Annotated in this window: 11 protein-coding genes; 2 read left to right on the forward strand and 9 right to left on the reverse strand. The window is 68.5% G+C overall.

Annotated elements, in window-relative coordinates:
• The first annotated feature begins 140 nt into the window (after positions 1-140).
• A complete protein-coding gene (locus ICG51_RS00870; protein WP_190281112.1) occupies positions 141-1172 on the forward strand; it encodes a GGDEF domain-containing protein in 1032 nt (343 codons plus the stop codon).
• Positions 1173-1178: 6 nt separating this feature from the next.
• Here ICG51_RS00870 and prfB read toward each other — a convergent pair.
• A protein-coding gene (prfB, locus tag ICG51_RS00875; RefSeq protein WP_190281113.1) for a peptide chain release factor 2 occupies positions 1179-2307 on the reverse strand; the annotation gives its coding sequence in 2 pieces (ribosomal slippage) (positions 1179-2231 and positions 2233-2307; 1128 coding nt in all).
• Positions 2308-2487: 180 nt separating this feature from the next.
• Positions 2488-3366: a LytTR family DNA-binding domain-containing protein gene (locus ICG51_RS00880; RefSeq protein WP_190281114.1), complete on the reverse strand. Its 879-nt coding sequence runs from the start codon at positions 3364-3366 to the stop codon at positions 2488-2490.
• 152 nt (positions 3367-3518) lie between these two features.
• Between ICG51_RS00880 and ICG51_RS00885 the strand changes: the two genes are divergently transcribed.
• Positions 3519-4718, forward strand: coding sequence for an acyltransferase family protein (locus ICG51_RS00885; protein WP_190281115.1), 1200 nt, complete (start codon positions 3519-3521; stop codon positions 4716-4718).
• Here ICG51_RS00885 and recJ read toward each other — a convergent pair.
• The 7 genes from recJ to ICG51_RS00920 all read right to left on the reverse strand — a co-directional run bounded on the left by recJ (position 4663) and on the right by ICG51_RS00920 (position 15336).
• Positions 4663-6360: a single-stranded-DNA-specific exonuclease RecJ gene (recJ, locus tag ICG51_RS00890; protein WP_190281116.1), complete on the reverse strand. Its 1698-nt coding sequence runs from the start codon at positions 6358-6360 to the stop codon at positions 4663-4665. The two genes, ICG51_RS00885 and recJ, sit on opposite strands and share 56 nt — an antisense overlap.
• Positions 6357-7280, reverse strand: coding sequence for a phosphoglycerate mutase (locus tag ICG51_RS00895; protein WP_190281117.1), 924 nt, complete (start codon positions 7278-7280; stop codon positions 6357-6359). Before ICG51_RS00895 ends, recJ begins: the two co-directional genes overlap by 4 nt.
• Before the next feature lie 3 nt (positions 7281-7283).
• On the reverse strand, positions 7284-7748 hold the full coding sequence (greA, locus tag ICG51_RS00900) for a transcription elongation factor GreA (RefSeq protein ID WP_190282297.1): 465 nt from the start codon (positions 7746-7748) through the stop codon (positions 7284-7286).
• A gap of 11 nt (positions 7749-7759) precedes the next feature.
• The gene (gene carB / locus ICG51_RS00905) at positions 7760-11008 is read right to left on the reverse strand and encodes a carbamoyl-phosphate synthase large subunit (RefSeq protein ID WP_190281118.1); all 3249 of its coding nucleotides are present in this window, start codon (positions 11006-11008) and stop codon (positions 7760-7762) included.
• On the reverse strand, positions 11001-12146 hold the full coding sequence (carA, locus tag ICG51_RS00910; protein WP_190281119.1) for a glutamine-hydrolyzing carbamoyl-phosphate synthase small subunit: 1146 nt from the start codon (positions 12144-12146) through the stop codon (positions 11001-11003). The genes carB and carA overlap by 8 nt, the downstream gene beginning before the upstream one ends.
• 191 nt (positions 12147-12337) lie before the next feature.
• Positions 12338-13051 (reverse strand): 4-hydroxy-tetrahydrodipicolinate reductase, encoded by a 714-nt coding sequence (gene dapB, locus ICG51_RS00915; protein ID WP_190281120.1) that lies wholly within the window; start codon positions 13049-13051, stop codon positions 12338-12340.
• 83 nt (positions 13052-13134) lie between these two features.
• On the reverse strand, positions 13135-15336 hold the full coding sequence (locus tag ICG51_RS00920; protein WP_190281121.1) for a DUF1631 family protein: 2202 nt from the start codon (positions 15334-15336) through the stop codon (positions 13135-13137).
• Positions 15337-15366 lie beyond the last annotated feature (30 nt).

The following is a 15366-nucleotide window of genomic DNA, read 5'->3' on the forward strand; positions in this document are numbered from 1 at the left end:
GGCGTGCCACAGGGGCAATGGGGGTCAACGCAGGCCGTCAAGAATACCAGAGCCCCCGCCACAGCCCGCGCCGCTGCGATGCCTAGCAAGCCACGGCACATTTCCTGCATGGAAGGACACAACGCCATTATTCCGTCCCCATGCGCATCCTTGCCGCTCTCGTCCTGCTGCTGGCGTCATTGCCGCTGTCCGCGGCCACCGGCACCCCTGCCCCGTCGCCGCAGGTTGCGGAAAGCGACAGCCAGCCCGCCCAATGCATTCGCCTGCAGGGCAGCCTGTCCCGTCAGACCACCGCGCTGGCGGAACTGCAGGCGCGCAGCCAGGCACTGTCTTCCCAGCGCGAGCTGGAGCGGATGCGCAACGAAAGCCGTATCCAGGCGCTGGAGAACGAAAAGGCAAGGCTGCTGTCGGCCGCGGTGATCGCGGTGCTGATCCTGCTGTTGGCGGCGGCGACCGCATTCGGACTGCTGCTGCGCAAGCGCCATCGGCAGCTGCGGCGGCTCAGTGAAATCGACGTGCTGACCGGCCTGGGCAACCGCCGCGCAGCCGCACGCAAACTCGACGCGATGGCGATCCAGCGCGGCCCGGAGGGCACCCGCCACGTGCTGTTCCTGATCGATGTCGATCATTTCAAGCAGATCAACGACAGCCATGGCCACCACGTCGGCGACGAGGTACTGGTCGCCCTGGCGGCGAGGCTGAAGACGGCCTGCCGTCCCACCGACCTGGTGGCGCGCTGGGGCGGCGAGGAATTTCTGGTCGCCTGCACCAACCTGACCCGCGAACAGGCCGAACAGGTCGCCGCACGCCTGCGCCGGGCAATGGCCTACACGCTGGAAACCCCATATGCCAACCGCCCGGTCACGGTGTCGCTGGGATTGGCGCCGATCCCGTTCTTCGACGGCGGCAACGACCCCGCGGCCGCCAGCTGTTGGGACTACGCGCTGCGCATGGCCGACCGCGCCCTCTACGCCGCCAAGCGCCATCGCGACGCCTGGGTGGGCTACTGGGGGGCGCAGCTGCCCGACAACGCCACCGCCGAGGCGGTGCTGGAGCAGCCGGAGGCGGCCGATGGCATCGTCACCGTGATGTCCAGCGTGCCGCGGATCGTCGCAACCTCACTGACGGCCGCCCGCGCGCGCAGCCTCAGGGCACTGCGCGCGCAGGGGTGATCGCGCTCAGACCGCGTCGTTACGCTTGGCGCCGGCCTCCAGGCCCGATTTGAGGCTGGCTTCGACGAATTCGTCGAGGTCTCCGTCCAACACCTTCTGGGTATCGCTGCGCTCGATGCCGGTGCGCAGGTCCTTGATCCGGCTCTGGTCCAGCACATAGTTCCGGATCTGGCTGCCCCAGCCCACGTCGGACTTGGTCGCTTCCAGCGCGTCCCTCTCGGCATTGCGCTTCTGCACTTCCAGCTCGTAGAGCTTGGCCGCCAGCATCTTCATCGCGCGGTCGCGGTTCGCGTGCTGACTGCGCTCGGTCTGGCAGGCCACCACCACGCCGGATGGCACGTGGGTAATACGCACCGCCGACTCGGTCTTGTTGACGTGCTGGCCGCCCGCACCGGATGAGCGGTACACGTCGGTCTTGAGGTCGGCCGGATTGATCTCGATGTCGATGTCATCGTCCACTTCCGGCGACACGAACACACTGGTGAAGCTCGTGTGGCGGCGATTGTCGGAGTCGAACGGCGACTTGCGCACCAGCCGGTGCACGCCGATCTCGGTCTTCAGCCAGCCATAGGCGTATTCGCCCTCCACCCGGAAGGTAGCGGACTTGATGCCGGCCACGTCGCCGCCGGAGGCTTCCAGCAGCTCGGTTTTCCAGCCGCGCGACTCGCACCAGCGCAGGTACATGCGCAGCAGCATTTCCGCCCAGTCCTGCGCTTCGGTGCCACCGGCGCCGGCCTGGATGTCGACAAACGCGTTGCAGCTGTCCATCTGCCCAGAGAACATGCGCTGGAACTCGATCGCCTCCACGCCCTTTTCGTACTGGTCGACGTCGGCTACCACGGCCTGCGCGGTGTCCTCGTCGTCTTCCATCTCGGCCAGTTCCAGCAGCTCGCCCGCGCCGACCAGGCCATCAGTCAGATTGCGGATGCCGTTGACGGTCTTGTCCAGCAGCGAACGCTCGCGCCCCAGCGCCTGCGCACGGGCCGGGTCGTTCCAGACGTCCGGATGTTCCAGTTCGCGTTCTACTTCTTCCAGGCGCTCGCGCTTGGTGTCGTAGTCAAAGATACCCCCGGAGCGCATCGAGCCGACCGGTCAGGTCGGCGATGCGGGCTCGGATGGGATTGAGCTCAATCATGGGGAAAACCGAAGATTCGGGTGAATGCGACATTTTAACAGTGCGTGGCGCCTCTTACGCCGGGGCAATAGTGCCGCCGGCTTTCCGCGCACAGGTTCGCAATGTATGCGGAAGAAGCGCGAAGGCTGGTGACGCGCGCATCATGGAGGGGGCCGGGTCGGAGAATGGACCCGGCAGGCCTCAACCCTCCAGCCCGGCTCGCTGCCGCAGGTCGGCGCGGTAGGTGCGGCTGCACGGCAGCTTCGCGCCATCCCGCATGTGCACACGCGCATCGCCGGTTTCCAGCGGTTCGATGGAGGCGATGTGGTCGAGGTTGACCATGTAGCTGCGGTGCACGCGGGCGAAGCGGGCCGGGTCCAAACGCGCCTCGATGCCACCCAGGGTGCTGCGCAGCGGGTAGTCGTGGCCGCGCACCCGCAGGTTCACGTAGTTGCCCGAGGCCTGCAGCCACTCGATGTCGTTGGCCGCCACCAGAAATTCCCGGCCCAGCTTGCGCACCAGAAAGCGCTCGGGCCGGTCCACCGGCTCGACCGGCGGGCCTTCGTCCGGCAGTGCGAGCAGCATGGCCTCGCCCTGCAGACGGCGCAGCAGCAAACGATAGCCCTCGATGGTCAGGACCACGCCGGCATAGGAGCGGACGTCCTTCAGGTATTCGTAGCCGAACTCCCACCACCAGGGGGTGAAGTCATAGCTGTCGCCGACGCTGGCGTAGGCAGCCTTGCGCAGGGCCACCATCCCGGCCACGTGCAGGATCGACCACACCAGGCTACCCAGCACGTGCAGTGCCAGCACCCGCCGCCAGTCGTCGAGCCGCAACGGGAACCGGCGGGTGAACCAGGCCACCGCCGGCACCAGTGCCAGGGCGACCAGCGCCGAACTGGTTTCCCAGACCGCCGGCTGCCATGCGCTGAATCCCAGGTGCAGCCGGCGCACGTCCATGTTCACGGTGATGCTGTTGGCCAGCGCCGACACCAGGTATTGGACGACCCAGAACCCGGCCTCGACGCCGCGGCGCCACGGCTGGTAACGCTGGTAGAGAGTCGGGACGACTTGTTGCATCCGCGCATTGTAGGGGGCGGGCCGGGCGTTCCGTCCCCGGTTCGTCCCCGGGTTCCGCGGCCCGTCCCAAACCCGCGTCGCACGGTCACTACGGGGTGGCGGGCCCGCCTGTGCGACGGAAGGCTGGCGGTTCCTTCGCAACGGCCATTCCCATGCAACGCCGCCTCGACATCGACCGGGTACGCGTCCTCGCCTTCGGCCTGCTGGTTCTGTACCACGTGGGCATGTACTACGTGAGCTGGGACTGGCACGTCAAAAGCCCACATGCCGGCCCCGCGCTGGAACCGCTGATGCTGCTGACCAGCCCATGGCGGATGTCGCTGCTGTTCGTGGTCTCGGGCGTGGCTACCGCCTTCCTGCTGGCCAAGGCGAACCGTGGCGACGGGCGCTTCCTCGGCCGGCGCTCGTGGCGGCTGCTGCTGCCGCTGCTGTTCGGCATGTATGTGGTGGTGCCGCCGCAGGTCTACTACGAACTGGTCGAAAAAGTGCCGGGCGGCTTCCACGCCAGCTACGCCGCATTCATGGCCACCTACCTGCGCGGCGGCGACTTCTATTGCGCGGCCCCCGGCGACTGCGTGGACGCGCCGACCTGGAACCACCTGTGGTTCCTCGCCTACCTGTGGACCTATACCGTCGCCCTCTGGCTGCTGCTGAAACTGGCGCCGGCGGCGATGCAATCGGTCGGTGGCTGGCTCGGGCGGCGGCTGTCGGGCCCGGGCGCGCTGTTGTGGCCGATGGCGTGGCTGGCGCTGGCAAGGCTGGCGTTGGCGGGGCGCTTCGAGTCCACCCATGACCTGGTGGACGACTGGTACAACCACGCCCAATACCTGCCCATGTTCCTGCTGGGCTACCTGCTGGCGTTCTCGGCCGGGTTCTGGGAAGCGCTGCAGCGCCACCGCAAAGTCGCGCTGGGCATCGCCCTCGCCGGCTACGCCGTGATCACCGGCGTCTGGTATTTCTCCGGCTACAGCGACGAAGTGCCGCCGCCCGAGGGCCTGCGCATGCTGTTGCGGCTTGTGTGGGGCATTAACCAGTGGTGCGCGATCGCGGCCATGTTCGGCTACGCCTACCGCCTGCGCGATGTCGACAGCCCCGCTTTGCGCTACCTCACCCCGGCGGTATTCCCGGTCTACATCCTGCACCAGACCGTCATCGTCGCACTGGCGCACGGCGCCAAACCGCTGGCCCTGCCGCCGCTGCTGGAAGGTCCGCTGCTGGTGGTGCTGACCTTCGCGGCGTGTTTCGGCGGTTACGAGCTGATCCGGCGGATCCCTGTGCTGCGGCCGCTGTTTGGCCTCAGGCGGGAACCGACGCGGCTGCCGCTTCCCGATGCACCACCACGAGCTGGATAGCATCGCCGCCGCGATAATCGTCGGGCGCGAGCCGATACGCGACATGGATCCGTCGACCCGGCTCCTCGCCGTTCCAGCCGTTGAAGTGGATGGCGTTGCAACGGCGTCCGCCGAGCTCGAGTTCCAGCTTGAGATGGCGTTCCTTCAGCACGCGGAAGCCCAGCACCTCGAACTCGCCGTCGAACAGCGGCTCGGGGTAGCCCTGGCCCCAATGCCCACCGTCGCGCAGCGCCAGCGCGACATCCGCCCGCAAGTCGTCCGCACGCAGCTCACCATCGCTGTGCAGTTCCTCGGTCAGCAGCACGGGGTCCAGCCACTCGCGCGCGACCTGCACGAACGCCTCGCGGAACGTAGGGAAGGCGTCTCGCGGCAGGCTCAGGCCCGCCGCCATCGCATGCCCGCCGAAGCGCGGCACCAGCCCGGGGTGGCGGGCATCCACCAGCGCCAGCGCATCGCGAACGTGGAAGCCGGGAATCGAACGCGCCGAGCCCCGCAGCATGTCGCCGTCCGGCTCCGCCGGGGCGAAAGCGATGGCGGGCCGGTGCAGGCGCTCCTTCAGCTTGGACGCCACCAGCCCGACCACGCCGGGATGCCAGTCGGGGTCGAACAGGCAGGCCGCGTGGCTGGCATCGATGTCGTCCAGCCGGGTGTCGGCCACGTCCTGCATGTCGGCCTGCAGCGCACGGCGCTCGTCGTTGATGCCATGCAGTATGGCCGCCAGTTCGCGCGCCTGCGTCGCGTGGTCGGTGAGCAGGCATTCGATGCCGATGCCCATGTCCTCCAGCCGCCCCGCCGCGTTGATGCGCGGGCCGATGGCAAAGCCGATGTCGACGGTGGACAGGGTGGCGTCGCGCCGGCCCGAGACCTCGATCAGGGCGCGCAGCCCGGCGCTGCCCTGCCCGGCCCGCAACCGCCGCAGCCCGGCCCCGACCAGGGCGCGGTTGTTGGCATCCAGCGGCACCATGTCGGCCACGGTGCCCACGGCGACCAGATCCAGCAGCACGGAAAGATCGGCCTTCGATTCCAGAGCGGCGCGCAGCGCCAGCAGCACGTAGAACATCACCCCGACGCCGGCCAGCACCTTGCTCGGGAAGCCGCAGCCGGGCTGGTTTGGATTGACGATGGCATCGGCCGGCGGCAGCGTTGGCCCAGGCAGATGGTGGTCGGTGACCAGCACCTGCCAGCCTTGCGCCTTGGCCGCCCGGATACCGGCATGGCAGGCGATGCCGTGGTCCACCGTGACCACAAGGTCGGGCTGCAGCGCCGCCAGTTCCTCCACCAGTCCGGGGGTCAGGCCGTAGCCATGGACGATGCGGTTGGGCACCGCATGGGAGACCCGACGTGCACCCAGCAGGCGCAGGCCGCGTACGCCCACCGCGCAGGCGGTGGCGCCGTCGCAGTCGAAATCGCCGACAACAAGGATATGCGCGTCCGCATCGATCGCCGCGCGCAGCAACCGCACCGCCGCGTCGATGCCCAGCAGGTCCGAAGGCGGCAGCAGGTCGGCCAACCGCGGCATCGCCGCGCGCGCATCGCTGCCGCGCGCGGCGTGCACCCGGCGCAGCAGTTCGGGCCAGTGCGCGGGCCAGTCGCCAACCGGTTCGGAAGGCGGCCGGCGGACGATGCGGCGGACCGCAGTCATGCCGACAGCGCCGGCAGCGGCCGGCGCCAGATCCGCCAGCGCTGGCTGGAGCTCAGTGCGAACGACAGACCATCGGCAAAATCGAAGTCCGCCTCGCCGCGCGCGGCAGCCGGCGCCAGCCAGCGATCCAGAAGCGCGCGCGGATCGCGCTGGCCGCGCAGGTCGACCAGCGCATCACCCTCTACTTGGTCGATTGCGGGCAGCGGCATGCCCTGCAGCTTGCCCAACCGGGCCGCACCCAGCACCGCGGGATCATCGGAATACACGGTCGGCGCAGTGGCCGATACCGCATCGGGCAGGTTGCCGCCGCCCCAGAACCACAGCGCATTCACTGGCACCCGGCCCGAAGCCAGTCGCGCGGCGTTGTGCGGATGGTTGTGCAGGGTGATCTGCAGCTCGCTTTCCAGCGCCCGCCAGCGGCGCGCCGCGTCGCCACGCGGCGCGTGGTCGAACACGTCGTCGCCCAGCGCCTGGTCGGGCGAGACGAAGGCCGGCAATGGCGTCCCGCCGGGCAGGCGCAGGTACCAGCGCGTCGGATGCGGCGCATCCAGCGCGAAGCCGGCATCACCGAACAGCGGCCGCAGCGCCGGCAGCAGCGCGTCCACGTCGGCCTGGTCCATGCCCAGGTTGGCACCGATACCGAGCAGGCGCGCGCCGTTGATGTCGGGACGGATGTGGGCGGGATCGGCGCGCAGCCAGGTCGCGCCACGCGCCTCGCCCTCGCCCGCGTCCAGCAGCCGCGTCATTGCGGCCGCAGGCCAGCCGCGCGGGCGCAGGTCGAAGTGGCGGGCCAGCAACTCCGGCTCACCGGGGTCCGCCTGCCTGCGGTCGGCGCGACCCAGCGCCTTCGCCAATGCGGGCGGCAGGGCTATGCCGGCGAACCGCGAGGCCGCCGGCAGCAGCAGCGTCAGCCGCGCCACGGCTCAGCCCTTGTAGGCGACCGAAACGATCTCGTACTCGCGGGTGCCGCCCGGCGCTTCGATGGTGATGGCGTCGCCCTCGTTCTTGCCGATCAGCGCGCGCGCCACCGGCGAGGAAATCGCGATCAGCCCCTGCTTGATGTCGGCCTCGAGGTCGCCGACGATCTGGTAGGTCTTCTCCTCGTCGGTATCGCAATCCACCACGACCACGGTCGCGCCGAACACCACCTTGTCGCCGGCATCCAGCTTCGAAACGTCGATGACCTGGGCGTGCGACAGCTCCGCCTCCAGCTGTTTGATGCGGCCTTCGATGAAGCCCTGCTGCTCGCGCGCGGCATGGTACTCGGCGTTCTCCTTGAGATCGCCATGGGCGCGGGCCTCGGCGATCGCCTCGATCACCGCGGGACGCTTGACCGACTTCAGTTCTTCCAGTTCCGCGCGCAGGCGCTGCGCGCCCTTGGCGGTGATGGGTGCACGGCTCATGCCAGCTCCTTGTGCAGTTCCTGCAGCGAGAGCACGTCGCCCTTGCCGCGATGGTCCAGAGAATGCAGCAGCGCGTTGGCGCCCGCCACGGTGGTGGAATAGGTCACGCGCGCCTGCAGCGCCTCGCGACGGATGGAGAAGGAGTCGGCGATGGCCTGCCGCCCTTCGGTGGTGTTGACGATATAGCTGATCTCACCGTTCTTGATCAGGTCGACGATGTGCGGGCGGCCTTCCGCCACCTTGTTGACGCGCTCGCATGCCACCCCATGGGCGCTCAGGAAGTCCGCGGTGCCGCTGGTGGCGACGATGCTGAAGCCGCGCTCGATCATGTACTTCGCCACCGGCAGCACCCGCGCCTTGTCCGGGTCACGCACCGAGATGAAGGTCTTGCCCGGCTGCGGCGCACGAATGTTGGCTGCTTCCTCGGCGCGCGCGAACGCCGCTTCGAAGCTGCGGCCCACGCCCATCACCTCGCCGGTGGAACGCATCTCCGGGCCGAGGATCGGATCGACGTTCTGGAATTTGGCGAACGGGAACACCGCTTCCTTGACCGAGTAGTACGACGGCACGATCTCTTCGGTCGCGCCCTGCTCCGCCAGCGTCATCCCGGCCATGCAGCGCGCCGAGATCTTGGCCAGCGGGCGGCCGATCGCCTTGGACACGAACGGCACGGTGCGGCTGGCGCGCGGATTCACCTCCAGCAGGTAGATGGTGTCGGCCTCGTCCCCTTCCGCCACGCCGACCTGCACCGCGAACTGGGTGTTCATCAGGCCGACCACGTGCAGCGCCTTGGCCAGCGCCACCACCTGCTCGCGCAGGCGTTCCTGCGTGCGCGCGGACAGCGAGTACGGCGGCAGCGAGCAGGACGAGTCGCCGGAATGCACGCCGGCTTCCTCGATGTGCTCCATCACGCCGCCGACCAGCACGTTGCCGTCGCGGTCGGCGATCACGTCGATGTCCACTTCCACGGCGTTGTCGAGGAAGCGGTCCAGCAGCACCGGAGAATCATTGCTGACCTTCACCGCCTCGCGCATGTAGCGCGCCAGGTCGGCATCGGCATGCACCACTTCCATCGCGCGGCCGCCCAGCACGTAGCTGGGGCGCACCACCAGCGGATAGCCGATCTCGCGGGCGTGCGCCAGCGCTTCGTCCGGGCTGCGCGCGGTGCGGTTCGGCGGCTGCTTCAGGCCGAGGTCGTCGACCAGCTTCTGGAAGCGCTCGCGGTCCTCGGCCAGGTCGATGGAATCCGGCGAGGTGCCGATGATCGGCACGCCGTTGGCCTCCAGCGCCTTCGCCAGCTTCAACGGGGTCTGCCCGCCGTACTGCACGATCACCCCCCAGGGCTTCTCCAGCTCCACGATCTCCAGCACGTCTTCCAGCGTCAGCGGCTCGAAGTACAGGCGGTCGGAGGTGTCGTAGTCGGTGGACACGGTTTCCGGGTTGCAGTTGACCATGATGGTCTCGTACCCGTCCTCGCGCAGGGCGAGCGCCGCGTGCACGCAGCAGTAGTCGAACTCGATGCCCTGGCCGATGCGGTTGGGACCGCCGCCGAGCACCATGATCTTCCTGCGGTCGCTCGGCGCGGCCTCGCACTCGTCCTCGTAGGTCGAATACAGGTAGGCGGTGCCGGTGGCGAACTCGCCGGCGCAGCTGTCCACGCGCTTGTACACCGGGCGCACGCCGAATGCCTTGCGCAAGGCGCGCACGGCGGTTTCGTTGGTGCCGGCAAGGGTCGCGATGCGGGCATCGGAGAAGCCCATGCGCTTGAGCGCGCGCAGCCGCTTGGCGTCGAGGCCGTCCAGGCCGCGATGGACCACATCCACCTCGGCGTCGATCAGCTCCTCGATCTGGTCGAGGAACCACGGATCGACGAACGACAGCGCATGCACGTCTTCCACGCTCATGCCGGCGCGGAACGCATCTGCGATGTGGAAGATCCGCTCCGGTCCCGGTTCCTTCAGCTCCCGGCGCAGCGCCAGCAGGCCATCCTCGCTCGCCAGGTCCAACCCGGTCGGATCCAGCCCGATCTTGCCGGTCTCCAGCCCGCGCAGCGCCTTCTGCAGCGATTCCTGGAAGCTGCGACCGATCGCCATCACCTCGCCCACCGACTTCATCTGGGTGGTCAGGCGGGCGTCGGCGGCCGGGAACTTCTCGAACGCGAAGCGCGGGATCTTGGTGACCACGTAGTCGATCGACGGCTCGAAGCTGGCCGGGGTCAACCCGCCGGTAATCTCGTTCTTCAGCTCGTCCAGCGTGTAACCCACCGCGAGCTTGGCGGCGACCTTGGCGATCGGGAAGCCGGTCGCCTTCGAGGCCAGCGCCGACGAACGCGACACTCGCGGATTCATCTCGATGACGACCACGCGGCCGTCCTTGGCATTGATGCCAAACTGCACGTTGCTGCCGCCGGTATCGACGCCGATCTTGCGCAGCACCGCGATGGAGGCGTCGCGCAGGCGCTGGTACTCCTTGTCGGTCAGGGTCTGCGCCGGCGCGACGGTGATGCTGTCGCCGGTATGCACGCCCATGGCATCGAAGTTCTCGATGCTGCACACGATGATGCAGTTGTCCGCGGTGTCGCGGACCACTTCCATCTCGAATTCCTTCCAGCCCAGCACCGATTCCTCGACCAGCACTTCGCTGGTTGGCGACAGCTCGAGGCCGCGCTTGACGATCTCCTCGAACTCCTCGCGGTTGTAGGCGATGCCGCCGCCGGTCCCGCCGAGCGTGAAGGACGGGCGGATGATGGTGGGGAAGCCAACGCTGGCCTGGATCTCCACCGCCTGTTCGTAGGTCTTGGCCACTTCCGAGCGCGGGCTGTCCAGCCCGATCTCGGTCATCGCCTGCTTGAACAGCTCGCGGTCCTCGGCCATCCGGATGGCGTCGCGCTTTGCGCCGATCAGCTCGACGTCGTACTTCTCCAGCACGCCGTTGTCGGCCAGGTCCAGCGCGCAGTTCAGCGCGGTCTGCCCGCCCATGGTCGGCAGGATCGCGTCGGGCTTTTCCTTGGCGATGATCTTCTCGACCGTCTGCCAGTTGATCGGCTCGATGTACACCGCGTCGGCCATGTCCGGGTCGGTCATGATCGTGGCCGGGTTGCTGTTCACCAGCACCACCCGGTAGCCCTCCTCGCGCAGCGCCTTGCACGCCTGCGCGCCGGAGTAGTCGAACTCGCAGGCCTGGCCGATCACGATGGGGCCGGCGCCGATGATGAGGATGGTCTTGAGGTCGGTGCGCTTAGGCATTGTTGTTCTTCTCCATCAACGCAACGAAACGATCGAACAGGGGCGACACGTCCTGCGGCCCCGGGCTGGCTTCCGGGTGGCCCTGGAAGCTGAACGCCGGCGCGTCGGTCAATTCGATGCCCTGGTTGGTGCCGTCGAACAGCGAGCGGTGGGTGACCCGCGCGTTCGACGGCAGGCTGGCTTCGTCGATGCAGAAGCCATGATTTTGCGAGGTGATCAGTACCCGGCCGCTGTCGAGGTCCTGCACCGGATGGTTGGCGCCATGGTGGCCGTGCGGCATCTTCATGGTGCGCGCGCCGACCGCCAGACCCAGCAGCTGGTGCCCGAGGCAGATGCCGTACAAAGGGATCCTGGCGTTGATGAATTCGCGGATCGCGCCGATCGCGTAGTCGCAGGGCGCGGGGTCGCCCGGGCCGTTGGACAGGAACACGCCGTCGGGCTGCATTGCCAGCACCTCGGCCGCAGGCGTCTGCGCAGGCACCACGTGCACATCGCAACCGCGTTCGGCCAGCATGCGCAGGATGTTGCGCTTGGCACCGAAGTCGTAGGCAACGACCTTGAACTTCGACTCCGCGCGCACGAACGTGTTGCTATCGAGGTCCAGCTGACCTTCGCCCCAGCGGTAGGGTTCGGTGGTGCTGACCACCTTGGCCAGGTCCATGTCCTTCAGGCCGGGGAACTTGCGCGCCGCCTCGATGGCGTGTTCGACGTCCAACACCTCATCGTGGCTGGCCGCCGCCAGCAGCGCCGCGTTCTGCGAGCCGCGCTCGCGCAGGATGCGGGTCAGCTTGCGGGTGTCGATGCCGGCGATCGCGCGGATCCCGCGCGCCTGCAGCCACTCCGGCAGCGCCACCTGGCTGCGCCAGTTGCTGGGCCGGCGCGGCACGTCGCGCACGATCAACCCGGCGGCCCAGGCCTGCGCGGCCTCGTCGTCCTGGTCGGTGCAGCCGGTGTTGCCGATATGCGGATAGGTCAGCATGACCAGCTGGCGGGCGTAGGAAGGATCGGTGAGGATCTCCTGGTAGCCGGTCATCGCGGTGTTGAACACCGCTTCGCCCACGGACAGGCCGGGGGCGCCCACGGAAATGCCCTCGAAGACCGTACCGTCTTCAAGCGCGAGAATGGCGGGATTATTCAAGTGCATCGCCCTGCGTCAGGTTGCAAGAAAGCGCCGAAGCGGGGCTACCGGTTCGGAGCTGAGGGGGTTAGGCGAGCGGGAATTGTACCGATGCGGCCGCGCTGGCGCCAGCGTTGCAGCGCTCCCCGGCGGGCTCCCGGATGCAGGGCAGCCGCAGCGCCGGTTGCCGCGCGGGGCGGCGCGGCACTCCGCTACAGCAGCTCGGCCACCCGATAGCGCCCGGCATTGCGGCCGCGCAGGCGCGTGGCGACATGCAATGCCCCGCGCGCGAAGATGTCGCGGTTGCTGGCGCGGTGCACCAGCTCGATGCGTTCCCCCGCTGCCGTGAACTGCACGAGGTGCTCACCGACGATGTCGCCGGCGCGGATCGAGGCGTAATGCGGCTGCGCGCCCCCCGCCTGCGCCGCGGCACCCAGCGTCAGGGCGGTTCCGGAAGGTGCATCCAGTTTGCGGGTGTGGTGGGCCTCGACGATGTCGCAGTCCCAGCCCGGCAGGAGCGCTGCGGCGCGCTCCACCAGCTCGTGCAGCACCGCCACGCCAAGGCTGAAGTTGCTGGCCCATGCCACCGGGATCGTGGCGGATGCGGCGTCCAGTTGCACCCTCTGTGCATCGGACAACCCGGTGGTACCGGACACCAGTCCCGCACCGCGAGCAACGCAAAGCGACAGGATGGCGTCAAAGCCCTCCGGCAGGCTGAAATCGATGGCCACGTCGAACGCCGGCACGCCCGCCAGCTCGGCGGCAGCGAACTGCGGCACCCCATCCACCACCCGCGCACCGACCTGGCGCGCGACCGCCGCCACCACTTCGCAGCCGGAATCCTGTTCGCGGCACAGGCGCAACAGCGTCTGCCCCATCCTGCCCGTGGCCCCATGGATCAACAGTCGTACCGGCATCGTCGTCATCGGCGCAGGCTAGCCCGCGTCGATGGCAGCAGCAAGCCGGCGCGCGTTCGTCCAGCGCCGGATATCGAACCGAATGACCCGGTTCAGCCCTTGCCAGATGCGCTCTGCAGGCGCCCTACCACCTGATGCATGGCATCTTCAAAGGCGGTTTCGCCGTCGCGCACGATCACCCGATCGAGCTTGGCCATGACAGCCAGCTCTTCTACCGACGCAACCAGCACGCGGATGCCGCGGCGATTCACCAACAGCAAGCGTGCCGAGATCGGGCTGATCCACGACACCTTGGCCGGGGCGAAATGACCGTCGGCCGCGGCAAGCTGGATCCAGTCGCCGATCTGCAGCTTGCGGATGCGTTCCAGCATGGCCGCGTCATAGTCGAGGCTCGCGGAACCGGCCACGACCTCCAGCTGCGGCTCCGGCTCGGGGGCCGGCTCGGCTGCCGCTACCTGCACCGGCATGCGCGCGTCGTCCTCAAGCGCCGCCTGCCCTGCCAGCAGCCTCGACAGCGCGTCGCGCAACGCATCCAGCGCAGCCTGCGTGGCTTCGCCTACACAACCGGCGCTGGCCAGGATCGCGCGCAGCCCATCATCCGGCTGCAACGCCGCCGACGCGGACGCTACTCCGGCCGCCGCCTCGTCGAACGCCGCCAGCAATTGCTCCACGGCGCGCAGTGCTTCCTCGTAGCGCGGCGCGCCGCGACCATCGCGCAACGCTACCTGGGTGAGATGGTGGCTGGCGTGCCGGGACAGGAAGTCGCCGATTACCGGTGGCAGCAACCTGTCAGCACGCAATCGATCCAGATCTTCGGCAGCGACCTTGCGCGCATGCTCCAGCCGCTCGCGGCCACGCTGCGCCTCGGCGGTGCGCTTTTCGGCCAGTTCGAACCGCTTGCGGTGCTGTGCCATGTAGGCACGCAGCTCCTGCTCCAGCGTCTCGAAAATCGCAACATCTTCGTTGAATTCGGCGACCAGGCGGTCGATCGTGTGATCGACGCGGGTCAGCAGCTCGCGCTCTTGGGGCGCCTCGCCGCGGTTGCCCTCGCAGGCCTCGGCGACGGTGTTCAGCAGCTTGCGCGCCGGATGTTCCTTCAACATGAACATGCGGCGATCCTTCACCGCGACCTTCACGTAGGGCACCAGCATCCGCCCGATCTTCTGGCGGATCTGGGTGTCGTATTGCGGGCCGTCGAGCAGCACGTCGAACAGCAGGGCGACCAGATCGACGGCATCGCCGTCCAGCCCGTCCAGATTGATGTTGTCGCCGCGGACGCCGAGCTTGCGCGCGCTTTGGGTCATCTGCTGGCGCAGCTGGCCGGCCAGCGACTGCTCGGCCTCGCCGGCGGGGGTGAAGCGCGCGCTGCCATCGTGCTGCATCAGCGACAGGATCGACATCAGGTCCTGGGTGGGCAGCACGGGTCCGGCCCCGGCCGGGCCGGCAGGCGCTGCCAGGCCCATCGCGGAGCGCCAGCCCTGCAGCATCCCGAGCATGTTGGCGAACTCGGCCTGCTCCGCGCCGCTGATTGGCATCGCCGCGGCGCCGCCGTCGAGGTTCGCAGGCGGGCCCTCGTGCCCGCCCGCGGCGGACGGAGCCTGCGCCGCGCCCGCCCCGGCCCGGGCCGCGCGTGGCGGTACCCGGCCGCTGGTCCGCAGCTCAGGCAAGATGCCAGCCGCCGCCATAAGCGTGTTGCAGCGCTCGTAGATGTCGCCCAGCGCGCTTGTCAGCTCGCGTTCGAAGAACTTGAAGACGACGATGCGCAGATCCGGCTCGAGGTCCAGCTTGCTCATCGCCTGGCCAAGCGCACTGGCAAGGAAAACCGGGCCAAGCGGATTTTCGAGCGGCGGCAGCTCGCCCTGTCCGGCGACCACGGAAAACCGCTTGCTCGCCACTTCGAACGCGGATGCGTGCGTGCGCAGGACCGCCGCGGCCAACTGTTCCACCGCCAACTGCTCTTCCAGGTCCTGGTCGGACAGGAGGCTGAGACCGGCGTCGTCGCCATCGCCCACCGCGCTTCCTGCGCGCAGCCCCCGGAACCGGTTCAGCACCGCCTGGCGGAACCGCTGGATGATTTCGCCGCGCGCACGCCGCATGTCGCGCAGGGCCATCAACCCCAGCGATTCCTCGCCGGACTGGCTGCGGTCGAACAGGTAATCATCGAGATCGGCCAGCGCACGGTCCAGTGCCGGCACCGCGCGATCGATCACGTGCTTCTGCAGCGCGTCGAGCAGCGGGCCGTTGGCGCGCGAAGGCATCGGGATCGGGGATTCCGCGGGGGAACGGAAATTCATGGCTCGGCCTGCCTGGAGTGGCCCAAGTCG

Source organism: Thermomonas sp. XSG (genome assembly GCF_014678725.1).
Taxonomy (GTDB): Bacteria; Pseudomonadota; Gammaproteobacteria; order Xanthomonadales; family Xanthomonadaceae; genus Thermomonas.